This window comes from Streptomyces cyanogenus (assembly GCF_017526105.1).
Taxonomy (GTDB): domain Bacteria; phylum Actinomycetota; class Actinomycetes; order Streptomycetales; family Streptomycetaceae; genus Streptomyces; species Streptomyces cyanogenus.
The window spans coordinates 1,034,125-1,056,248 of the sequence record NZ_CP071839.1; the positions used below are offsets into that span (position 1 = coordinate 1,034,125).

The window sequence follows — 22,124 nt, forward strand, 5'->3', positions numbered from 1 at the left end:
GTATGTCGCTCCTGCGGTCCTCCGCCCCCGCGCCGGCGCCGTCCCCGGCCGCGCGCCGGATCATCCGCCTGAACAACGGCTTCCAGCTGCTGTTCAACCTGCTGTGGTGGATGCCCGTGTTCTACGCCTACCAGCGGGACGCGGGCCTGTCCGACGGCCAGATCTTCGGCATCCAGAGCATCTACTACATCGCCTTCTGCCTGTTCGAGATACCGACCGGGATCGTCGCCGACCGTATCGGCGCCCGCAACTGCCTGCGTGCGGGAGCGGTGGTCATGACGGCGGCGAATCTGGTGCCCGTGCTGGCACCGACGTACACCGGTTTCCTCGCGCACTTCCTCGCCATCGCGGCCGGACGGTCCCTGACGTCGGGCGCGGCCAGTGCCTATCTCTACGAGGGGCTGCGCGCGGAGCGGGCGGACGCCCACTACCTGAGGGCCGAGGGAACGGCACGTGCCCTCGGGCTCGCCGCCAAGGTCGTCTGCTGGCCGCTCGTGGGGCCGCTGATGACGCTGGCGCCGCAGACGCCGTACGTGCTGAGCGCGGCGAGCGCGGCCGGTTCCCTGGGCTGCGCGCTCGCCCTGCCGCGGCTCGCCGCGCGCGGGACGGACAACCGGCCGCGTTCCCCGGCGCGGACCGGCGGGGGCTTCCTGCGGGACACGGGTGCCGCGCTGCGTGCGCTGCGGTCCTCTCCGTGGCTGGCCCTGCTCATGGTCCAGGGCGTCGCCGTGTTCACGCTGTCGCGCATCTGCCAGGTCAACCTGTTCCAGCCGGTGCTCCTGGAGCACGGCATCGGGGAGAACGCACACGGCAGTGTGCTCGCGGCCATGACGGTCGCCGAGGCGGTGGCGTCGGCCCGCCCGCAGTGGCTGAGCCGCCGGCTGCCGCCTGTCGTCTGGGTGTCCCTGCTGAGCGTGGCGCTCGCCGCAGCCCTGGCGGGCACCGCCGTCGGCGGACCCTGGACCGTGGTCGCCCTGCTGTGCGCGTTCGCCGCGCTCACCGGGTTCGTCTATCCGGTGCAGCGCAAGCTCGTCAACGACGCAGTCCCGGCACACGCGCCCCGTGCCACGCTGCTGTCGGTGGAGAGCATCGTGGACCGTGGCGTGTGCGCGCTGGCCGCGGTGGCCGCCGGCGCGTATCTGGCGGCGGGCCGGCTGGACGCACTGCTGTGGCACAGTGCCGCGATCACCTGCGTCCTGATGCCGGCCCTCCACCTGGCGCTGCACCGGGCCGATCGGGCCGGCGCCCCGGACGGGGAGGGCGGCACGGCCTCCGGCGCCCGCGGACGGAACTCCGCCTCGGCGGGACAACCCGTCTCCCCGGCAGACATCGCCTCGGCGGACCGACCCGTCTCCCTGCCGGCCGACGAGGGCGCTGCGCCACGCTGACGACGCGTGTCCGAGGGCGTGCGGCCGAGGATGTGCGGCCCCTCAGGTCTCGGCTTGCGCGACCTGACTCCGTCGGCCTTGATACATCCGGGCTTTTCCGTCCGCAGGGCCGTAGCCGTCGCGGCCCGGAAGGAATGGTCCATTTTCGGCCTCTCGAACAGTTGCTTGATGCGGATGCGTAGACGGGGACGAGGTGAGGAGGCTTGCGGGCCGGCAATTCGCCTGCGCCGGCCGGACCACTGTCGCCGGTCCGCGACCTGCTCGAAATCCCCACCTGCGGCCAAACGTTCGAAGTGTGCGCCGGAATGGAACAAGCCATCGGTCGAGCGTCGCCCGGGCGAGGTATTCGGCCAACAGGCGCAATGCTTTGCGATCAACGATATGCCGGTGCGGTCTGCGCGGTGAACGCCAAGGTCAGAGCCTGCCCCGGGCGTCCGCACCGGCATCGGCGGCACCACATCAGCCGGCCGTCACCGGTCTGTCCGTCGGCACACCCGGCGCACGTCAACACACCCGTAGACGTAAATGATCAGTGGGCCAACCTCGAACCTTGAACACAAATTACACACATACTCTCTCCATACCGGTTCCGATGGTCTAGATTGACCGTGCTTCAGCTGTTCGGAGACGAGGCAGCCATTAAATGATCAACAGGTCCGGAGCTGCGGAAGGCCGTTAGTCGCCTGCCCGGCGCCGGACGGGGGGTTGATCAATTCGTGGCTCCCGAGAGGGGTCTTGGGTGTGGGGAGCACCCGAGGAAACAGCCCGGGATGTCATGCGCCAGGGGGGCGGGGGCCTCCCGAGGGGAGGAGCAGCGCGGTGCGGGAGGCGGGGGCCTCCCGAGGGGAGCAAACAGTGTTGGGCGACAACGTCGAATCACTGGGAACCTGGGGGGTTCTGTGCGGCAAGGGGGACTTGTCAGCTCGTTTCCGTCGGCGCGCGGGCGTCTGGAGAACGGGGCGATCAGCCGGCCCGCGATCGAATGGGAGCAGCGGTACCGCCGTACCGTGATCATCAGCGACACCGTGGCCACCGCCGTCGTGGTGGCGGCGATCGGCAACTTCTTCGGGGCCCGCGACGCGGCCAACTGGCACGAGAAGTGGGGGATTCTCGCATTCGGCTCCGAGCTGCTGGTACTGGGGGCCCTCGCGGTCAGCCGGTCGTGGGCTCCCGCCGTGCTCGGCCAGGGCGCCGAGGAATTCCGCCGGCTCGGACGCGCGCTGTTCACGGCGACCGTCGTCCTTGCGCTCGGCGGGATCGCTCTCACCTCGCGCAACATCAAGCTGTGGATCTTCGTCGCGATCCCCGCGATCGCGCTCGTCACCATGACCGCGCGGTACCTGCTGCGGCTGTGGCTGCACAAACAGCGCAAGGAAGGACGGTGCCTGAGGCCGGTGCTCGCAGCCGGCAGCCCGGCCACCGTAGGCGACCTCATCACCCGGACCCGCAAGTTCCCGCACCTCGGCTGGCGCGTGGACGCGGTGTGCACGACGGACGGAGTCGGACTCGACGGTGACGAGATCGACGGGGTACCGGTCGTCGGCCAACTCACGGACGTCGCCAAGCACGTCCACCACGACGGCTACCGCGTCGTCGCGGTCACACCGGACCCGCACTGGTCACCGGACCGGCTGCAGCGGCTGGCCTGGAACCTCGAAGGCAGCGACGCCGAGATGATCGTGGCGCCCGTGCTGATGGAGGTGGCCGGCCCGCGGCTGCACGTCGACGCGGTGCTCGGAATACCGCTGCTGCGGGTCAGCATGCCGACCTTCACCGGGGGCCGCCGGGCGGTCAAGGGGGTCGTCGACCGGATGGGCGCGGCGATCCTGCTGGTGCTGTTCTCACCGCTGATGCTGCTGGTCGGCCTGCTCGTGCTGGCGGACAGTCGCGGTGGGGCGTTCTACCGCCAGCGCAGGGTCGGCAAGGACGGCCGTGAGTTCACGATTCTCAAGTTCCGCACCATGGTCGTCGGGGCCGACCGGGCACGGGCCCAGCTGGCCGACCGCAACGAGGGCGCCGGCCCGCTGTTCAAGCTCCGCCGGGATCCGCGGGTGACCCGGGTGGGAACGGTGCTGCGCCGGTACTCGCTCGACGAACTCCCGCAGCTTTTCAACGTGCTCACCGGATCGATGTCGCTCGTCGGTCCGCGGCCTCCGCTGCCGGAGGAGTGCGCCGCGTACGGCCCCGACATCCGGCGGCGGCTGCTGGTCAAGCCCGGACTCACCGGGCTGTGGCAGATCAGCGGACGCAGCGACCTGTCGTGGGAGGAGGCGGTCCGGCTGGACCTGCGGTACGTGGAGGACTGGTCGCTCGCCCTGGACACAGTGATCTTGTGGAAGACGCTGCGAGCGGTGCTCCACGGGCAGGGCGCCTACTGATGCGCGGGGGCCGTCGTCCGGCCCCCGCGCGCGGACCGCAGGCCGGAAGGCCTGCCTGGGGGGGAGGAACGGATCATGAAGGTCAGCGTTTTCGGGCTCGGCTACGTGGGCTGTGTGTCGGCCGCGTGCCTGGCCAGCATGGGTCACGAAGTCATCGGGGTGGACGTGAACCAGGTGAAGGTCGACCTGGTCAACGACGGCAAGGCCCCGGTCGTGGAGGAGCTGATCGGCGAGCTCATCGCCGATGTGGTGAACACCGGAGCCCTGCGCGCCACCGGTGACGTCCGCGAGGCGATCAGGGAGAGCGAGGTGTCGCTGGTCTGTGTGGGCACGCCGTCGGAGCCCAACGGCAGCCTGTGCACCACGTACCTGGAACGGGTCACCGAACAGATCGGCGCCGCACTGGCCGAGCGGGGCGGGCGGCACACCGTCGTCTTCCGCAGCACCATGCTGCCGGGCACCTGCCTGAACCTGCTGGTGCCGATCCTGGAGAAGTACGTCGGCGGCACGGCCGGGGCGGACATCGGGATCGCGGTCAACCCGGAGTTCCTGCGCGAGGGTACGAGCGTGCGGGACTTCTTCGACCCGCCCAAGACCGTCATCGGCGAACTCGACCCGGCGAGCGGCGACGCGGTGATGGCGCTCTACGGCGGTTTGCCCGGCGAGGTGTTCCGGGTGCCGATCCCGACGGCCGAGGCGATCAAATACGCGGACAACGCCTTCCACGGCCTCAAGATCGGCTTCGCGAACGAGCTGGGCGCGGTGTGCCAGGCGCTCGGGGTGGACTCGCACCAGGTGATGGACGTCTTCCTGGCCGACCACAAGCTGAACATCAGCCCCGCCTACCTGCGGCCCGGCTTCGCCTTCGGCGGCTCCTGCCTGCCCAAGGACCTGCGCAGCCTGGTCCACGCGGCGCAGCGGGCCGACGTCTCGGTGCCCATCCTCGCCCACGTGCTGCCCTCCAACTCCGACCATCTGCAGCGCGCGGTGGAGCTGGTGGAGCGCACCGGCAGACGCCGGGTGGGCCTGTTCGGGCTGTCGTTCAAACCCGGCACCGACGACCTCCGCGAGAGCCCGCTCGTCGAGCTGGCGGAGAGACTCTTCGGCAAGGGGTACGACCTCAGGATCTACGACGCCAACGTGAGCCTGTCCCGGCTGCTCGGCGCGAACCGCGAGTACATCGAGACCCGGCTGCCGCACCTCGCGCAGCTGCTCGCGGACTCCGTCGAGGAGGTGCTCGACCACGCCGAGGTCTGCCTGGTCGGGACCAGGGACCCGGCCGTGCTGTCGGCGCTGCCCCACGAGGACGGTCCGGTGATCGTCGACCTCGTCCGCCTTCCCGACGCCGAGACGCGCCGGACCGACCCGGGATACGTGGGCCTTGCCTGGTGAAAGAAGCGGCGGCGACCGGCCGGACCGGCGCGCGCTGATCCTGGTGGAGAACCTGTCGGTGCCGTTCGACCGGCGGGTGTGGCAGGAGTGCACGACGCTGCGCGACGCGGGCTGGGAGGTGCACGTCATCTGCCCGCGCGGGAACAAGCGGGACACGGAGCCGGAGGCGGAGATCGACGGGGTACGGATCCACCGCTACCCGTTGCGCGCGGCCACCGGAGGGCCGGCCGGCTACCTCAGGGAGTACGGCTCGGCGTTGTGGCACACGGCCCGGCTGGCCCGCAAGGTCGGCCCGGTCGACGTGGTCCACGCCTGCAACCCGCCGGACCTGCTGTTCCTGCCGGCACTGTGGCTGAAGCGGCGCGGCGCACGGTTCGTCTTCGACCAGCACGACCTGGTACCCGAGCTGTACCTCTCGCGGTTCGGCCGCGGCGAGGACCTGCTCTACCGCGGTGTCCGCGCGCTGGAACGGCTGACCTACCGGGCCGCGGACGTCGTACTCGCCACGAACGAGAGCTACCGGGACGTCGCGGTGCGCCGTGGCGGCCGGCGGCCGGAGGACGTCTTCGTGGTGCGCAGCGCCCCCGACATCGACCGGTTCCGTCCCGTACCGCCCGAGCCGGAGCTGAAGCGCGGCAAGCCTCATCTGCTGTGCTACCTGGGCGTGATGGGACCGCAGGACGGTGTCGACTACGCCTTGCGGGCCCTCGCGAGACTGCGCGACGAGTTCGGGCGGACCGACTGGCACGCGGTGTTCGTCGGCGCCGGCGACACCTTCGACGCGATGGTGGAGCTGGCCCGGCGGCTCGGGCTCTCGGAGCAGGTGCAGTTCACCGGGCGCATCCCGGACGCCGACCTGGTGCGCTACCTGTCCACCGCGGACGTGTGCCTCTCCCCCGACCCGCACAATCCGCTCAACGACGTGTCGACCATGAACAAGGTCCTGGAGTACATGGTGATGGGCCGGCCGATCGTCTCGTTCGACCTCCGGGAGGCACGCGTCTCCGCCGGTGACGCCGCCGTCTACGCGCCCGCCAACGACGAGACCGAGTTCGCGGGGCTCATCGCGCTGCTGCTGGACGATCCGGAACAGCGGGCCCGGATGGGCAAGATCGGCCAGGAGCGGATCGGAGGGCCGCTCTCCTGGCGGAACTCGCAAGCGTCGCTGCTCGCCGCCTACGCCGCCGCCTGCCGTGACCACGCTCCGGTGTCGACGGGCGCCGGGACGAGGCAGCAAGGAGGCCGCGCCGTTGAGCGATGACACGATACGCCTGGTCACGATCGGGCGGATGCTCCGCCGGCGCTGGCGGCTGCTCACCATCCTCGCCGTGGTGGGTGCGCTCGTCGGCTACGGAACCTCCTTGCTGATCCCGCCGCGCTACACGACGTCGGCATCGGTGCTGCTGCCGGGTGCGTGGGAGGAGCGCGAGCTGCTGACCCAGACGGAGATCGCGACCAGTTCGGTGGTGGTCGACCGCGCGGCCGCCAAGCTCGGCTGGGCGGGGGTCGGCGGCAGGGAGCTGCGGGACCGGGTGAGCGCCCAGGCCGCCGACGGGAACATCATCAAGATCTCGGGCACGGCCGACACCCCGGAGCGCGCACAGCAACTCTGTGACCAGGTGGCCCAGCAGTTCGTCACCTTCGCCGCGCAGATCGTGGGCGACAACACCGACCCCGAAGCGGCGACACGGCTCGAAGCACTGCGGCAGATGGTGGTGAAGACCAGCAGCCGCATCACCGAGCTGGCCGACGCGGCCGATCCGGGGCAGACCGTGGAGAGCGTGCAGGCCCGCACCGACCTCGAGAAGCTGCGCACCACGCTGCAGGAGGCGATGAAGAAGCTGGACCAGGCCGACCCGGCCGCCACCAGGGCCAGCATGGTCGTCATGGGGCCGGCGCCCCGGCCGGCCGGCGAGGCACCGCCGACGAGGATGCAACTCGCCGGCGGCGGGGCGCTGCTGTTCTTCCTGCTCGCGGTCATCGGCCATCTCACCGCCGCGCGGATGAACCGCCGGCTGCGCACCGAACCGGAGATCGCCGCGGCACTGCGCTCGACGCTGCTGGGTACCGTCGACGTACCCGCCGGGCGGCCGGGGGGCCGTGGCCCGCAGGCCTGGATCCGCCGGCTGCTGGGCGTCGGCACCCGGTGGGACGTACCCGCCCCGCAGGTGTCCGACGAGGCCGGCAGGCGGATCCGCTACCGGCGGGTGTGCGCCCGCCTCCGGGAGCAACTGCCCGCCCCCGGGCGGCTGCTGGTCGTCGTCCCCGGCGGTGACGACATCGCCCGCCGGGCCGCGGAGCAGCTCGTCGCCGAGGCCGGGAGCGATCCGCTGCTGCGGGTGGCGGAGGTCTCGGTGTCCGAACCGCTGGTGCCGGACCGCGACCACGAGTCCGGCGCCCTGGTCGTGCTGAGCGCGGGCAGCTGGACCGCGGCAGAACTCGCCGGCATCGCCGAGGCGTGTGCGGACGCCCGGCACAAGGTCGTCGGCATCGTGCTCGCCGGGACGGTCCGGATCCGCTCGGCGCGGTCCGCCGGCCGCCCTCGGGACGTCGCCGCGCCGCCGCTCGCGGTGGGCGCCGACGCGACGGGGGGTTCGAGATGACGACGGGTACGACGCCGCAGTCGTCGTCCTCCGCTCCGCTGCTGGACCTGCAGGCGCTGGTGGTGGCGGTGCGCAGGCGGCGCCGTCTGTGGTGCTCCGCGGCGCTGCTCGGGCTGCTCCTCGGCGTGGCGGTGGCCGTGCTGCTGCCACCGCAGCCGAGCGCGGTGACCAAGGTGCTCGTCGCGCACCAGGAGGACCAGCCGAACGATCCCGGAACGCTGATCCGTACCGACGTCGCGCTGCTGCACACCACGCGCATCGCGGGCGCGGCCCTGAAGTCCCTCGGGTCCCCGGAGAAACCGGAGGACTTCATGCAGGACTACGGGGGCATCGGCTTGACCAACAACCTGCTGCAGATCACGGCGACAGGTGACAGCGACGCGGAGGCGGTGGCCCGCGCCAAGGCGCTGGCCGACGCGTTCGTCACGGACCACGTGCGGCGGATGCAGCAGGCCGCGGACGCCGAGTCCAAGAGCCTGCTCGACCAGCGTGACCGGCTGCAGGCCGAACTCGTCCAGGTCAACAAGGCGATAGGAGACGGAGCGCCGCAGAGCGGGCCGAAGGCGGCGGCGAACCTCGAGTCGCTCTTCGCCCGCCGGGCCGAACTGACGTCGCGAATCGCCGACTTCAACCAGCGCGCCGCCGAAGCCCGCGTCGGCGCGCCCCGGCTCACCGCCGGCACCCAGGTCGTGGACGCCCCGCACCCGGTGCGCCACTCCCTGCCCAAGACCGCTGCCACCAACGCCGCGATCGGGCTCGTGCTCGGGCTCGTCCTCGGTCTCGCGGTGGCCGCGGTCGGCACGGTGGTGGCGGACCGCCCCGTGCTGCGCCGGGAGATCGCGGCGAACCTCGGCGCCTCGGTCGTCGCGGAGCTGCCCCGCCGGTCGCCCAGGCTGTGGCGGCGCCGGCGGATCCGGGCGGCACGGGAACGGCTCATCGCGTCCCTGGCGCGCACCGTGCGCGGCTCCGCGGAACCGGTGTCGCTGCTGGAGCTGGGCTGTGCGCGCAGTGCGAGCGTGATCGCCCTGGACCTCGCCAGAGCGCTGGCGGCGGAGGGGCCGGTGGTCGTCGTCGACGGCCTGCCCGGCTCGCAGCTCGCGGGCCGGCGCCGGAAGCCGCAGGACCCCACCGTGGTCGGCTGCGAGCAGGCCACGGCCCTGTCGCCCGGGGAACGCCGGCTCGGCGTCGGCTCGGTGGCGCCCGGCACGGCCTGGACGGACCTGCAGTACCTCGGCACCCGGACCGTACTCGTGGTGCGGGCCGGGCACGGCAGTGCCGCATGGCTGCACACCGTGGCACGGCAGCTCGCGGACCAGCGCATCGGCGTGATCGGTGTGGTGCTGATCGATCCCGATCCGCGTGACCGGACCGACGGCACGCTGTGGAACGGGCTGCACACCGCGCTGCGCGGCCACGGCGGGCTGCCGGCCCGGCAGAACGGTGGGGGTACCTCCCACGCCGTTCAGGCAGTGGGGGAGGGCCGGCATCGGACGGAGCGGCCGCCGCTGTGGGCGGCACGGGTCCCGGACAGCGACCAGGAGGCGCGGTAGGACATGTGTGGCATCGCAGGCACGTACCGGTGGCCGGACGGGAAGGCCGTGACCGACCGGCTCACCGATACCCTCGCCCACCGCGGTCCGGACGGGGCGGGCCGGTACAGCCACCCCGCCGGTGACGGCGAAGTGCACCTAGGGCACCGCCGGCTGTCCATCATCGACCTGTCCGAGACCGGCGCCCAGCCGATGGTCTCGGCCGGCCTGGTCCTGACGTACAACGGTGAGCTGTACAACGCCCCAGAGCTGCGTGCCGAGCTGGCGGCCGCCGGGGTGCGCTTCCGCGGTACCTCCGACACCGAGGTGCTGCTGGAGGCCTGGCGGCGCTGGGGCACGGACTGTCTGCCCCGGCTGCGCGGCATGTTCGCGTTCGGGATCTTCGACGAGCGCACCGGTGACCTGGTGCTCGCCCGCGACCAGCTCGGCATCAAGCCGCTGTTCCTGCTCCGGCGCGGCGAGGGCCTGGTGTTCGCCTCCGAGCTGAAGGCGCTCGCCGGCGTGACCGGCGGGTCGCTCCAGGTGGACCATGCGGCGCTGGTGGCCTCACTGCTGTACTACTGGGTGCCGGACTCACGGTGCGCGTTCCGCGAGGCGGAGAAGCTGCCGCCGGGGAGCTGGCTCAGGTGCCGGCCCGACGGGCGGGTGGAACGCGGCCGGTTCTGGAACCTGAGGGAGGTCGCCGCCGAGGCCCGGGATCGGGCCCGGAGCGGCGAGCAGCCGGATGTCGCCGCCGCCGTCGAGGAGTCGACCCGGCGCCACCTGCTCTCCGACGTACCCGTGGCGACTTTCCTGTCCGGCGGGCTGGACTCCAGTTACCTGACCGCACTGGCGGCCCGCGACCGCCCCGGGATCTCCGCGTACACCATCGGGTTCCGGGCCGAGGACGCCCGGTTCGAGGCGATGCCGGACGACCTGCGCTATGCACGGCGGGTGGCCGAGCGGTTCGGCGTCGACCTCCACGAGATCGAGATCGCCCCGAACGTGCTCGACCTGCTGCCGCAGATGACCTACCACCTGGACGAGCCGATCGGCGACCCCGCCGCGATCAACACGTTCCTGATCTGCTCGGCCGCCCGGGAGGCCGGGGTCAAGGTGATGCTCTCGGGGATGGGGGCCGACGAGCTGTTCGCCGGTTACCGCAAGCACCTGGCCAACCTGCTCGCGCTGCGCTACCAGCGCGTCCCGCGTCCCCTGCGGCGCGGCCTGTCCAGGGCCGTGGACCGGCTGCCGGTCGCGACGAGCCGCCGGGGCTACCGGTCGGTGCGCTTCGCGAAGCGGTTCCTCTCCTTCGCCGACCTGCCCGAGGAGACCGCGTTCCGGCGCAGCTACACCATGTACGACCGGGACGAGCTGCTCGGCCTGGTCGATCCGGACCTGGCCGGGACGGTCGAGGACGTGCTGACCGAGCACGCGGACACCTACCGGGACAACGACCTCGACGACTTCGTCAACCGCATGTGCCTGGCCGACGCCCGGATGTTCCTTCCGGGCCTGAACCTCGCGTACACGGACCGGTCGAGCATGGCCGCGTCGACCGAGGTGCGGGTGCCGTACGTGGACGTCGAGGTGGTCAAGGCGGCGTTCGCCGTGCCCGGTGACCGGAAGATCGCCGGACGGCAGGGCAAGGCGGTTCTGAAGGAGGCGGCCGCCTCGGTCCTGCCCCGGGAGATCGTGTACCGGCCCAAGGGCCTGTTCAGCGCCCCGCTGCGCGCCTGGATGAGCCGGGACCTGGCCCCGCTGGTGCGCGACGTGGTCGACGACGGCGTGCTCGTCCGTTCCGGGTTCCTGCGCCGCGACGCGCTGGCGCGGATGGTCGCCCAGGACGCCGCCGGGCACCGGGACTTCTCCAAACATCTGTGGCATGTGCTGACTCTCGAGTACTGGTACCGCAGCGCGACCTCCGGGACCGGCCAGAACTCCCCCTCGACGGCGTAGAGACAAGAGGACTTCAGGTGAAACAGGTTGTGCAGAACTACAAGAGCGGTGAGCTGGCGCTGCTCGACGTGCCGGTGCCGGGGTGCAAGCCGGGCGGTGTGCTGGTGCGCAGTGCCTATTCGCTGATCTCCACCGGGACCGAGCTGATGAAGGTCTCGGAGGCCGGCATGTCGATGCTGGGCAAGGCCCGCTCCCGGCCGGACCAGGTGGCCAAGGTCGTGCAGAGCGTGGCCGCCAACGGGGTGCCCGCCACCTACCGCAAGGTGATGGGCAAGCTGGACTCCTACACACCGCTGGGCTACTCGCTGTGCGGGGTGGTCGAGCAGGTCGGCGCCGGGATCGACGATGTGAAGGTCGGTGACCTGGTGGCCTGCGCCGGCAACGAGCACGCGTTGCACGCCGAGCTGAACTGGGTGCCGAAGAACCTCTACGCCCGGGTGCCGGAGGGCCTCGCGCCGCGGCACGCCGCCTTCGGCACCGTCGGGTCGATCGCGTTGCAGGGCGTCCGCCGCGGCGAACCGCAGCTCGGCGACGTGGCGCTGGTCATCGGGCTCGGGCTGATCGGGCAGCTGGTGGTGCAGTTGCTGGCCGCCTCGGGAGCCCGCGTCATCGGGGCCGACCCCGACCCGGCGCGCTGCGAGCTGGCCGAGCGCCTGGGCGCTGCGGCCTGCGGCGACCCCGCCTCCGCGGCCGTGGAAACCGCCGTCGCCGAACTCACCGACGGCCACGGCGTGGACCAGGTGTACCTGGCCGCCGGCGGCGGCAGCAACCAGCCCGTCGAGCTGGCCGCCCGGCTGAGCCGGGACCGTGGGCGGGTCGTCGACATCGGCAAGTGCCGCCTGGACCTGCCGTGGAACGCGTACTACGAGAAGGAGCTCGACGTCCGGTTCTCCCGCAGTTACGGCCCCGGGCGCTACGACCCGGAGTACGAGCTGGAGGGCCGGGACTACCCGATCGGCTACGTGCGCTGGACCGAGCGCCGCAACCTGGCGTGTTTCCTCGATCTCGTCGCCCGCGGCAGCGTCGACGTGGAGCCGCTGGTCTCCCACGTCGCCGACTTCGATGACGCCGTCGAGACCTACCAGCGCCTGAAGGACGGCGAGCTGAAGGCCGTCGCCGTGCTGTTCCGCTACCCCGAACACGCGGGGACGGCGGAGGAGACGGCGGCCCCGGCGGTGGCCGTGCCCGCGGTGAAGCCACCCAGCGGCGGGCTGTCCGCCCCGGCCCGGGCCGCCGGTGCGCCGGTGCGCCTGGCGTTCGTCGGCGCGGGCAACTACGCGACGTCGATGCTGCTGCCGCACCTGGCCCGGCGCGACGGCGTGACGTTGTCGACCGTCGTCACCACGACGGCGCTGTCCGCGGCCAACGCGCAGCGAAAGTTCGGCTTCGACGAGGCGACCACCGATCTCGACGCCGTGCTCGGTGACAAGTCCATCGACGCGGTGTTCGTCGTCACCCGGCACAGCTCGCACGCCGAACTGACCCGCAGAGCGCTGCTGGCCGGCAAGTCGGTGTTCGTGGAGAAGCCGTTGGCGCTCACCGAGGACGAGCTGGCCGGTGTGCTCGCGGCGGTGGAGGAGTCCGGCAACGACCGGCTGCAGGTGGGCTTCAACCGCCGGTTCGCGCCGCTGCTGCGGGAGGCCAGGAACCGGTTCGGCGCCCGGACGGGTCCGGCGAACCTGCGCTACCTGGTCAACGCGGGCCGCCTCGACCACGGCAGCTGGTACCTGCAGCAGGGCACCGAGGGCTCCCGGTTCGCCGGCGAGGGCGGGCACTTCATCGACACGGCGAGCTGGCTGCTCGACGCCGACCCGGTCTCGGTGTACGCGGTCGCCTCGTCGGGCAACGAAGACCTGCAGGTCGTCCTGCGCTACCCGGACGGGTCCACCGCCACCATCAGCTACGTCACCACCGGCGCGCCCGGCTTTCCCAAGGAGACGCTGGACCTGGTCGCGGACGGCAAGGTGCTGCGGCTCGACGACTTCGTCCGTGCCTCGGTCCACGGCCACAAGCGGTGGGTCAGTTCGCGGCTGCCCAAGGCCCGGGACAAGGGCCAGAACGCCGAACTGGCCGCGTTCGTCAAGGCCGTGCGGACCGGCGGGCCGATGCCGGTGCCGCTTCGGTCGCTGGTCGCCACCACGGCGGCCACCCTCGCCGTGCAGACCGCCGTGGCCGGCGGCGCCCCGGTGACGTTGGCGAGGACGCGATGACGATGAGCGCGGGCTGGTACCTGCGGCGGCTGTCCCGGATGGGGCCGCGGGAGGTCGGCGGCCGGGTGGGTGACGCGGTGCGCAGGCGGCGGTGGCGGTCGGTGCCGCCGGACTGCCCGGGCGTGACCGGCGCCCGCTTCACCGCGCTCCTGCCCGCGGGGACGATCGCCGCCGTGCCGCCGGACGCCGCGAAACGTCTGCTCGCCGAGGCGGACCGGCTGATGGACGGGCACGCCGAGTTCTTCGGGGTGGTCCGCGACGACCTGGCCGACCCGGACTGGTGGTACGACCCGAAGACCGGGCGCCGCGCTCCCCTGGGCTACGCCTTCGACGTGCCGTACCGGAACGAGGACGCGGTCGGGGACATCAAGCAGATCTGGGAGCCGTCCCGGCACCAGTACCTCACCGTGCTCGCCGCCGCCTACGCGATCACCGGGGACGAGCGGTACGCCGAGCGGGTGGCCCGACACCTGCGGTCGTGGTGGGCGGGCAACGCGCCCCTGCGCGGAGTGCACTGGACCAGTGGCATCGAGCTGGGGATCCGGCTGCTGTCCTGGGTGTGGATCCGCCGGCTGCTCGACGGCTGGCCGGGTGCGGCCGGGCTGTTCGAGGACAACCCCGTCGCGCGGAACCAGATCTGGCACCACCAGCGCTGGCTGGCCGCCTTCCCCAGCCGGGGGTCGTCGGCGAACAACCACGTCATCGCCGAGGCCGCCGGGCAGTTCGCCGCGGCCTGCGCGTTCGGCTGGTTCCCCGCCTCGGCGCGCTGGCGGGCCGACGCGCTGCGGTCGCTGGATCGGCACCTGCGCGGCAACACCTTCCCCTCCGGCCTCAACCGCGAACTGGCCACCGAGTACCACGGACTCGTGCTGGAGCTGGGCCTGGCCGCGGTGGCGGAGGCGGACGCCGCCGGCGTGCCGGTGCCCGCGACCGTCCGGCTGGTGCTGCTGCGGATGACCGACGCGCTCGCGGCCATCGTGGACGGCCGGCTGCGGCCGCCGCGCCAGGGGGACGCGGACGACGGGCACGGTCTGGTGGTGGACGGCACGGGCACCGACCGCTGGGCCTCGCTGCTGGCCACCGGGGACGCTGTGTTCGGCCGGCTCGCCTGGTGGCCGGCGGTGACCGGCACCGATGTGCGCACCCCGCTGCTGGCCGCGCTCATCCGGCCGTACGCGAGAAACGGCACCGCACCGGCCGTGCCCCGCCCGGCAGGCCGGCCGGCCCACTTCGCCGACGCGGGGATGACCATCCTGCGCGGTCCGGGGGAGATCTGGTGCCGCTGCGACGGCGGTCCGCACGGCTTTTTGTCCATCGCCGCGCACGCCCACGCGGACGCGCTGTCCGTCGAGGTCCGGTACGACGGGGTCGACGTGCTCGCCGACCCGGGGACGTACTGTTACCACGGGCAGCCCGAGTGGCGGCGGTACTTCCGGTCGACCCTCGGCCACAACACCCTGCAACTGGACGGCGCGGACCAGTCCGTCTCCGGTGGCCCGTTCCTGTGGACCCGGCATGCCAGGAGCCGCGTCCTGGTCACCGGCACGTCCGACGGGGGCGTGAGCCGCTGGTGTGCGGAGCACGACGGTTACGGGCGCTGCGTGCACCGCCGCCGGGTGGAGCTGACCGCCGCGAGCCGGGAGCTGAGAATCCTGGACGAGGTGCCCGGCCCGCGCCGGGCCGCGCGCCTGGCGTTCCACCTCGGACCGGCCGTCAGCGCGGACCTGGCGGGCCATCGGGCCGTGCTCACCTGGACCAGGGACGGCGAGGACCGGTCCGCGGTGCTCGAACTGCCCGGGCAGCTGTCCTGGCGGGCGCACCGCGGCGAGACCGATCCGCCGCTGGGCTGGTACTCCGCCGGCTTCGGGCGCAAGGAACCCACCACCACGCTGATCGGCACCGGTTTCACGGACGGCGCGGAGGGCTTCACCACCGTGCTCGGGTTCCGCGGCTAGGGGGGCGCGTGGGGATCAAGAGGCGGCACTGGGCGTCGGCGGCGGCACCGCTGACGCTGGCCCTGCTGGCGGCGACCGGCTGTGAGAGCAGCACGGCGGCCACGCGGCCGGAGCCGACCGCCGCGCCGTCCACGTCCGCGGCCCGGTCCGTGGCCCAGGTGTGCGCCAAACCCGCCACCGGCCCGGCGAAGGCGCCGGCGGGCGCGGTGACGGTCGACCCCGCGGTGGTCGGTGACCTCGCCGCGAAGACCAGGAGCAGCCCCCCGAACACCACGTTCTGGCTCCGGCCGGGCCGGCACAGACTCGACCCGGACCGCTACGCCCAGGTCGTCCCCAAGAAGGGGGACAGCTACCTGGGCGCACCGGGCGCGGTGCTCGACGGCCGGGAGAAGAACCAGTACGCGTTCGGCGGCACCGCCCGCGACGTCACCATCCGCTACCTGACCGTGCAGGGTTTCGTCGCGCCCCAGAACGAGGGCGTGGTCAACCACGACTCGGCCGACGGGTGGGTGATCGAGCACGCGACCATCCAGAACAACTCCGGCGCCGGGCTGATGGCCGGTGCCCGCCAGCAGGTCCGCGCCAGCTGCCTGCGCGGCAACGGTCAGTACGGCATGAACGCGTACAAGGCCACCGGCCGCATCAGCGGCCTGGTGGTCGAGGGCAACGAGATCGCGGGCAACAACAGGGACGACTGGGAGCGGCGGCGGCCCGGCTGCGGCTGCACCGCGGGCGTCAAGTTCTGGGCCGTCGACGGCGCCGACGTACGCGGCAACTGGGTGCACGACAACCGCGGGGCGGGGTTGTGGGCGGACACCAACAACAACGACTTCCGCATCGAGGACAACGTGCTGGAGGCCAACGACGGTGCCGCGCTGATCTACGAGACCAGCTACAACGCGGTCGTCCGCGGCAACACGATCCGGCGGAACAACTGGGTCGAGGGCCGCAGGTACGCCGCCCGCGGCGACAATTTCCCGTTCGCGACCCTCTACCTGTCCGAGTCCGGCGGCGAACCACGGATCCGGGCCCGCACCGACAAGATCGAGATCTACCGGAACGTGCTGGAGAACAACTGGTCCGGGATCACCCTGTGGGAGAACGCCGACCGGTTCTGCAACAGCCCGGCCAACACCTCGTCCGGTGACTGCACGCTGCTGGTGAAGGACACCTCCCGCTGCGCCCAGCCGGCGATCGCCACGGCACCGCTGTACGCCGACTGCCGGTGGAAGACCCAGCGGGTGGACATCCACGCCAACCGCTTCGTGCTGGACAAGTCCGTCGTCGACTGCACGGTGAGGTGCGACCGTATGGCGGTGCTCGCCAACTACGGCACCTATCCGGACTGGTCGCCGTACAAGGGCGAGCGGGTGGCGGAGGCGATCACCCGCCGGCAGCACAACCGCTGGCACGACAACGTCTACCTCGGACCGTGGAAGTTCGTCGCCCTCGACCCGAGCCGGATCATCGACTTCGGGCAGTGGCAGGGCACGCCGTACCGGCAGGACGCGGGCAGTACCTTCCGCGCAGGGGACGGTGGTTGAGATGCGCGCGGATCCCACGTCGAGGATCGTCGGGACGGTCTGGGGGCTGCTGGTCCTCAACACGCTCGGCTCCGCTGGGGCGAAGACCATCGTCCCGCTGCCCCGCTCCCTCATCCAGATGGTCACCATGGGCGCGCTGGTCGCCGCGTTCGCGCTGGCGCTCGCACTCAATCTCCGGCTGCGCATCCGGGCCAGCGCCTTCCTGCTCCTGCTCACCCTGCTGCTGGCGATGAGCGTGATCTCCAGCGTGCACCTGGAGTCCGGGTTCGGCGCGCTGTTCCGCTGCGTTCGGCTGACTCTCTTCGTCGGCACGCTGTGGCTGCTCAGCCGCTGGTGGGACGGCGGCCTGACGTTCGTGCGGCACCACATCCGGATGTACTTCGCGGTGCTCGGCTCGGTGGCCGCCGGCCTGGTCATCTCACCGGGCGCCGCCCTTCCCGACCTCTACGGCGGGCGGCTGGTCGGCGCGTTGTGGCCGCTCACCCCGCCGCAGATCGGGCAGTACGCCGCGGTGATCATCGGGCTCACCGTGCTGCTCGTGCTGGATCGCCGGACCGACAAGGTCAGCGCGGCGGTGGTCATCGTGCCGTCGTTCGTCCTGCTCGCGCTGACCCACACCCGGACGGCCACGCTCGGCCTGTTCATCGGGCTGGCGCTGGCGATCGGCTCGCTCCTCCTGACCAGCGCCGCCGCGCGCCGGTTCTTCACCTGGGCGGTGCTGATCGCCGTGGTGGCAGCGGTGGGGTTCGCCTCCGCGCTGCAGGCGTGGTTCCTGCGCGGGCAGAGCAAGGAGAACTTCTCCAACCTCACCGGTCGGGCCAAGGTCTGGGACGCCCTGCTGGCTGCGCCCCGGTCGGCCTCGGAGGAACTGTTCGGCGTGGGCCTGGGCGACAAGTCGTACGGCGGGCTGCCGATCGACAACAGCTGGCTGGCCGTGTACAACGAGCAGGGCCTGATCGGCGTCGGCCTCGTCGCGGCCATCATCATCGTGCTGGGCGGCGTCGCGCTGCTGCGGCCACCGTCGCCGGCGAGGGCCTGCGCCGTCTTCCTGATCAGCTACTGCGCGATCGCGTCGTACACCGAGGCCGGGCTGGGCGACGCCTCGCCGTATCTGCTGCATCTCACCGTGGCCGCCTCGCTGCTGGCGGCACCCGCCACGGCCACCACCGCCCTCCCGGCGCCCGAGGTGCCTCGACGACGCGTCCCGCGATGGGCCCAACGATCGGAGGCGACCTGAGCATGCACGTCCTCGTGGTGCACAACCGCTACGCCTCGGCGCAGCCGAGCGGGGAGAACAAGGTCGTCGACCAGGAGGTGGCCCTGCTGCGCGGCGCCGGCCACCGGGTCGGGCTGTTCGAGCGGCGCAGCGACGACATCGCCGCCCGGTCCCTGCTGGGCAAGGCCGCGCTGCCGCTGCTGGTGCCGTGGAACCCGGCGGTCCGCTCGGAACTCGCCGCCCTGCTGCGCACCGAGCGGCCGGACGTGGTGCACGTCCACAACGTCTTCCCGCTGCTGTCGCCGGCGGTCCTGGCCGCCTGCGCCGACGCCGGTGTGCCCGCCGTCGCCACACTGCACAACTACACCCAGGTCTGCCCGCCCGGCACGCTGCAGCGCGACGGCCGGCCGTGCGCCGAGTGCGTCGGGTCCGTGCCGCTGCCCGCCGTCCGGCACGGCTGCTACCGCGGCTCCCGGCTGGCGACGGTGCCGCTCGCGGTCAGCCTGTCGGTCAACCGGCGCCGGTGGTGGTCCGGCGTGGAGCGGTTCCTGTGCATCTCCGCGGCGCAGCGCGACGTGCTGGTACGGGCCGGCATGCCGGCCGAACGGCTGGCGGTGAAGCACAACTTCGTGCCCGATCCGGGCGTCTGCCGGACGGGCCCCGGCGAGCATCTGCTCTATCTCGGCCGGCTCGCGGAAGCCAAGGGCGTGCGGCTGCTCATGGCCGCGTGGGACGAGATCGCCGCCGGCGGTGGGGTGGGCGTGCCGCTGGTGATCGCCGGCGCGGGGCCGCTGGAAGGGGAGGTTGCCGCCTGGGCGGCGGGCCGCGACGACGTGCAGTACGCCGGCCTGTACGACACGGCCCGGTGCCGGCAGGCCGTCGCGCGGTCGGTCGCCGTGGTGGCTCCCTCGACGTGGCTGGAGGCGTTCGGCTTGGTGGTTGTGGAGGCGATGGCGGCGGGCGTCCCGACCGTCGCCGCCGGTCACGGCGCCTTCGTCGAACTCGTCGAGGACGGGGTGACCGGGCTGCTGCACCGGCCGGGCGACGCCGCCTCGCTCGCGTCCTGCCTGCGCCGGATCACGGCCGAGCCGGCCCGGGGCCGGGAGATGGGGCGGACGGCCCGGCGCCGTTACGAACAGGACTTCAGCCCGGCCGTCGGGCTGGAGCGCCTGGTTGAGGAGTACCGCACCGCGATCGCGGGTCGGTCAGCACTGGCTCGCGGCGGGGACACCCGCGCGAGCAGGGGGGATGGGGACAGCAGATGACACGATGCCGACTCTGCGGCTCGGAAGCGATGACGAGCGTCGTCGATCTCGGGGCGACACCACCATGTGAGAGCTTTCTCGCCGCGGACCAACTGGACCAGCCGGAACCGGCGTACCCGCTGCACCTGCGGGTCTGCACCGACTGCTGGCTGGCGCAGATCCCTCCGCTGATCACGCCGGAGGAGACCTTCACCCAGTACGCGTACTTCTCCTCCTACTCGACCTCCTGGGTGGAGCACGCGCGCACGTTCGTCGCCGACGCCGTACGGCGGCTGGCTCTCGGCCCCGACTCCTTCGTGGTCGAGGTCGCGAGCAACGACGGGTACCTGCTCAGCCATGTGGTGGACCGCGGGATCCGCTGCCTCGGCATCGAGCCCTCGGTGAACGTCGGTGCCGCGGCCCGGGACGCGGGCGTGCCCACGCTCACGAGGTTCCTGGACCCGGCCACCGGCGCGGACGTCCGCGCCGAGCACGGCCCGGCGGACCTGGTCGTGGCCAACAACGTGTACGCGCACATCCCCGACGTGGTCGGGTTCACCCGGGGGCTGCGCGCCCTGGTCGCCGACGACGGCTGGGTCTCCATCGAGGTGCAGCACCTGCTGACCCTGATCGAGGAGAACCAGTACGACACGATCTACCACGAGCACTTCCAGTACTACACGGTCGCGTCCGCGATCCGGGCCCTGGCGAGCGGCGGACTCGCGCTCGTGGACGTCGAGTTGCTGCCCACGCACGGCGGCTCGATCCGGCTGTGGGCCCGTCCGTCGGAGGTGGCCGGCGAGCCGAGCCGGCGGGTGACCGACGTGCTGGACCGGGAGAAGGCCGCCGGACTGCAGGAGCTGTCCGGGTACACCGAGTTCTCCGCGCGGGTGGCCAAGGTACGCCGGGACCTCCTCAAGTTCCTCGTCGAGGCGGCCGAGCGCGGCGAGACGGTCGTCGGCTACGGCGCCCCGGGCAAGGGCAACACCCTGCTCAACCACTGCGGCATCCGGCCCGACCTGCTCCCGTACACGGTCGACCGCAACCCCTACAAGCACGGCAGGTTCACCCCGGGCACCCGCATCCCGGTCCTGCCGCCCGAGCGGATAGCCGCGGACAAACCGGACTACGTGCTCGTCCTCCCGTGGAACCTGCGGGCCGAGCTGGTCGAGCAGCTGTCCTACGTGGGCGACTGGGGCGGACGCCTCGTCTTTCCCATCCCGGAACTGAGCATCGTCGAGGTCGCCTCTGGAAGGGTCACAGCATGAAGGTCGTCCTGTTCTGCGGCGGTTACGGGATGCGGATGCGGAGCGGTGCCGCGGACGACGTGCCCAAGCCGATGGCGATGGTCGGCCCCAGGCCGCTGATCTGGCACGTGATGCGCTACTACGCGCACTTCGGGCACACGGAGTTCATCCTGTGCCTCGGCTACGGCGCCCACCACATCAAGGACTTCTTCCTCAACTACGAGGAGACGACGTCGAACGACTTCGTGCTGCGGGGCGGGCGGACCGAGCTGCTGTCCACCGACATCGCGGACTGGACGATCACGTTCGCGCAGACCGGCATCGAGTCACCGATCGGGGAGCGGCTGCGCCGGGTGCGGCACCACCTGGACGGCGACGAGATGTTCCTCGCCAACTACGCCGACGTGCTCACCGACGCCCCGCTGCCGGAGATGATCGACCGGTTCGCCCGCCGCGACGCCGGCGCGTCGATGATGGTGGTGCCGCCGCAGTCCTCGTTCCACTGCGTGGAGCTGGGCGAGGACGGCCTCGTGGGCGGCATCACTGCGGTGAGCGAACTGCCGCTGTGGGAGAACGGCGGCTACTTCGTGCTCCGTCAGGAGGTCTTCGACCACATCCCGGAGAACGGGGACCTGGTCGCGGACGGATGCGCCGGACTGGCCAAGCAGGGTCGCCTGGTGGCGCACCAGCACCGCGGCTTCTGGAAGCCGACCGACACCGTCAAGGAGCGGGCCGCGCTCGACGAGGCGTACGCCAGGGGCGACCGTCCGTGGGCCGTGTGGGAACGGGACGGCGCGGGGGTGAGCGCGTGATCCGGCTCGGGACCGGGCCCCTGGAGCGGATCGTCGCGGTGGGGGCGCACTGCGACGACATCGCCATCGGTGCCGGCGGCACCCTGCTCACGCTGTGCCTCGCGCGGCCGGGTCTGCGCGTCGACGTGCTGGTGCTCTCCGGTGGCGGCACCGACCGCGAGCAGGAGGAGCGGGCCGCGCTCGCCGCCTTCTGTCCGGGTGCCGACCTGCGGCTGACCGTGCTCAAGCTGCCGGACGGCCGGCTGCCCGTGCGCTGGGACGAGGCCAAGGCCGCGGTCGAGGAGCTGCGCGGGCAGACCGAGCCGGACCTGATCCTGGCCCCGCGGACCGACGACGCGCACCAGGACCACCGCGGCCTGGCGCAGTTGATACCCACCGCGTTCCGTGACCACCTCGTGCTCGGCTACGAGATCGTCAAGTGGGACGGCGATCTCGGCCGGCCGGCGGCGTACCAGCCGCTGTCGCCGGAGGTCGCCGAACAGAAGGTGCGGCTGCTGCAGGAGCACTACCCGTCGCAGCGGCACCGGCCCTGGTACGACCGCGAGGCCTTCCTCGGTCTTGCGCGGATCCGGGGCATCGAATGCCACGAGCGCTACGCCGAAGCGTTCGCCGTCACCAAATCCAAGCTCGACCTGGGGGGTTGAACC

The 22,124-nt window shown here is 72.1% G+C and carries 14 protein-coding genes and 1 pseudogene; all 15 read left to right on the forward strand.

Translation table 11 applies throughout. The annotated features are described in order from the left end of the window. The first annotated feature begins 2 nt into the window (after positions 1–2). The 15 genes and pseudogenes from S1361_RS04625 (at position 3) to S1361_RS04695 (ending at position 22,121) form a co-directional block, all read left to right on the forward strand. Positions 3–1,388, forward strand: a complete 1,386-nt coding sequence (locus tag S1361_RS04625) for an MFS transporter (RefSeq protein ID WP_208030565.1) — start codon at positions 3–5, stop codon at positions 1,386–1,388. Between the two features lie 899 nt (positions 1,389–2,287). Then, a complete protein-coding gene (locus S1361_RS04630; protein ID WP_208030566.1) occupies positions 2,288–3,766 on the forward strand; it encodes a sugar transferase in 1,479 nt (492 codons plus the stop codon). A 75-nt stretch (positions 3,767–3,841) separates the two neighbouring features. Further along, positions 3,842–5,158, forward strand: coding sequence for a nucleotide sugar dehydrogenase (locus S1361_RS04635; protein ID WP_208030567.1), 1,317 nt, complete (start codon positions 3,842–3,844; stop codon positions 5,156–5,158). Beyond that, positions 5,148–6,412, forward strand: a pseudogene (locus tag S1361_RS04640) (glycosyltransferase family 4 protein). Before S1361_RS04635 ends, S1361_RS04640 begins: the two are co-directional and overlap by 11 nt. Continuing rightward, on the forward strand, positions 6,409–7,761 hold the full coding sequence (locus S1361_RS04645) for a Wzz/FepE/Etk N-terminal domain-containing protein (protein WP_208030569.1): 1,353 nt from the start codon (positions 6,409–6,411) through the stop codon (positions 7,759–7,761). Before S1361_RS04640 ends, S1361_RS04645 begins: the two are co-directional and overlap by 4 nt. Then, positions 7,758–9,311 carry a Wzz/FepE/Etk N-terminal domain-containing protein gene (locus S1361_RS04650; protein WP_208030570.1) on the forward strand — a complete coding sequence of 518 codons (1,554 nt, stop codon included), beginning with the start codon at positions 7,758–7,760 and terminating at the stop codon, positions 9,309–9,311. Before S1361_RS04645 ends, S1361_RS04650 begins: the two co-directional genes overlap by 4 nt. Before the next feature lie 3 nt (positions 9,312–9,314). Further along, the gene (gene asnB / locus S1361_RS04655; RefSeq protein ID WP_208030571.1) at positions 9,315–11,249 is read left to right on the forward strand and encodes an asparagine synthase (glutamine-hydrolyzing); all 1,935 of its coding nucleotides are present in this window, start codon (positions 9,315–9,317) and stop codon (positions 11,247–11,249) included. 17 nt (positions 11,250–11,266) lie between these two features. After that, complete coding sequence (locus tag S1361_RS04660; protein ID WP_208030572.1) at positions 11,267–13,459, forward strand: bi-domain-containing oxidoreductase; 2,193 nt, start codon at positions 11,267–11,269, stop codon at positions 13,457–13,459. Next, on the forward strand, positions 13,456–15,414 hold the full coding sequence (locus S1361_RS04665) for a heparinase II/III family protein (RefSeq protein WP_208030573.1): 1,959 nt from the start codon (positions 13,456–13,458) through the stop codon (positions 15,412–15,414). The genes S1361_RS04660 and S1361_RS04665 overlap by 4 nt, the downstream gene beginning before the upstream one ends. A gap of 8 nt (positions 15,415–15,422) precedes the next feature. Next, positions 15,423–16,958, forward strand: a complete 1,536-nt coding sequence (locus tag S1361_RS04670; RefSeq protein WP_208030574.1) for a right-handed parallel beta-helix repeat-containing protein — start codon at positions 15,423–15,425, stop codon at positions 16,956–16,958. Between the two features lies 1 nt (position 16,959). Then, positions 16,960–18,195: an O-antigen ligase domain-containing protein gene (locus tag S1361_RS04675; protein WP_208030575.1), complete on the forward strand. Its 1,236-nt coding sequence runs from the start codon at positions 16,960–16,962 to the stop codon at positions 18,193–18,195. 2 nt (positions 18,196–18,197) lie between these two features. After that, the gene (locus tag S1361_RS04680) at positions 18,198–19,439 is read left to right on the forward strand and encodes a glycosyltransferase (RefSeq protein WP_208030576.1); all 1,242 of its coding nucleotides are present in this window, start codon (positions 18,198–18,200) and stop codon (positions 19,437–19,439) included. Then, positions 19,436–20,686 carry a class I SAM-dependent methyltransferase gene (locus S1361_RS04685; RefSeq protein WP_208030577.1) on the forward strand — a complete coding sequence of 417 codons (1,251 nt, stop codon included), beginning with the start codon at positions 19,436–19,438 and terminating at the stop codon, positions 20,684–20,686. The genes S1361_RS04680 and S1361_RS04685 overlap by 4 nt, the downstream gene beginning before the upstream one ends. After that, complete coding sequence (locus S1361_RS04690) at positions 20,683–21,477, forward strand: glycosyltransferase family protein (RefSeq protein WP_208030578.1); 795 nt, start codon at positions 20,683–20,685, stop codon at positions 21,475–21,477. Before S1361_RS04685 ends, S1361_RS04690 begins: the two co-directional genes overlap by 4 nt. After that, a complete protein-coding gene (locus tag S1361_RS04695) occupies positions 21,474–22,121 on the forward strand; it encodes a PIG-L deacetylase family protein (RefSeq protein WP_208030579.1) in 648 nt (215 codons plus the stop codon). The genes S1361_RS04690 and S1361_RS04695 overlap by 4 nt, the downstream gene beginning before the upstream one ends. Positions 22,122–22,124: the final 3 nt, after the last annotated feature.

Excerpts from the sequence above, each read along its gene's own strand:
- S1361_RS04635 (WP_208030567.1), top strand. The coding sequence starts at position 3,842 with ATGAAGGTCAGCGTTTTCGGGCTCGGCTACGTGGGCTGTGTGTCGGCC.
- S1361_RS04675 (WP_208030575.1), top strand. The coding sequence starts at position 16,960 with ATGCGCGCGGATCCCACGTCGAGGATCGTCGGGACGGTCTGGGGGCTG.
- S1361_RS04680 (WP_208030576.1), top strand. The coding sequence starts at position 18,198 with ATGCACGTCCTCGTGGTGCACAACCGCTACGCCTCGGCGCAGCCGAGC.
- S1361_RS04665 (WP_208030573.1), top strand. The coding sequence starts at position 13,456 with ATGACGATGAGCGCGGGCTGGTACCTGCGGCGGCTGTCCCGGATGGGG.
- S1361_RS04650 (WP_208030570.1), top strand. The coding sequence starts at position 7,758 with ATGACGACGGGTACGACGCCGCAGTCGTCGTCCTCCGCTCCGCTGCTG.
- asnB (WP_208030571.1), top strand. The coding sequence starts at position 9,315 with ATGTGTGGCATCGCAGGCACGTACCGGTGGCCGGACGGGAAGGCCGTG.
- S1361_RS04685 (WP_208030577.1), top strand. The coding sequence starts at position 19,436 with ATGACACGATGCCGACTCTGCGGCTCGGAAGCGATGACGAGCGTCGTC.
- S1361_RS04625 (WP_208030565.1), top strand. The coding sequence starts at position 3 with ATGTCGCTCCTGCGGTCCTCCGCCCCCGCGCCGGCGCCGTCCCCGGCC.
- S1361_RS04690 (WP_208030578.1), top strand. The coding sequence starts at position 20,683 with ATGAAGGTCGTCCTGTTCTGCGGCGGTTACGGGATGCGGATGCGGAGC.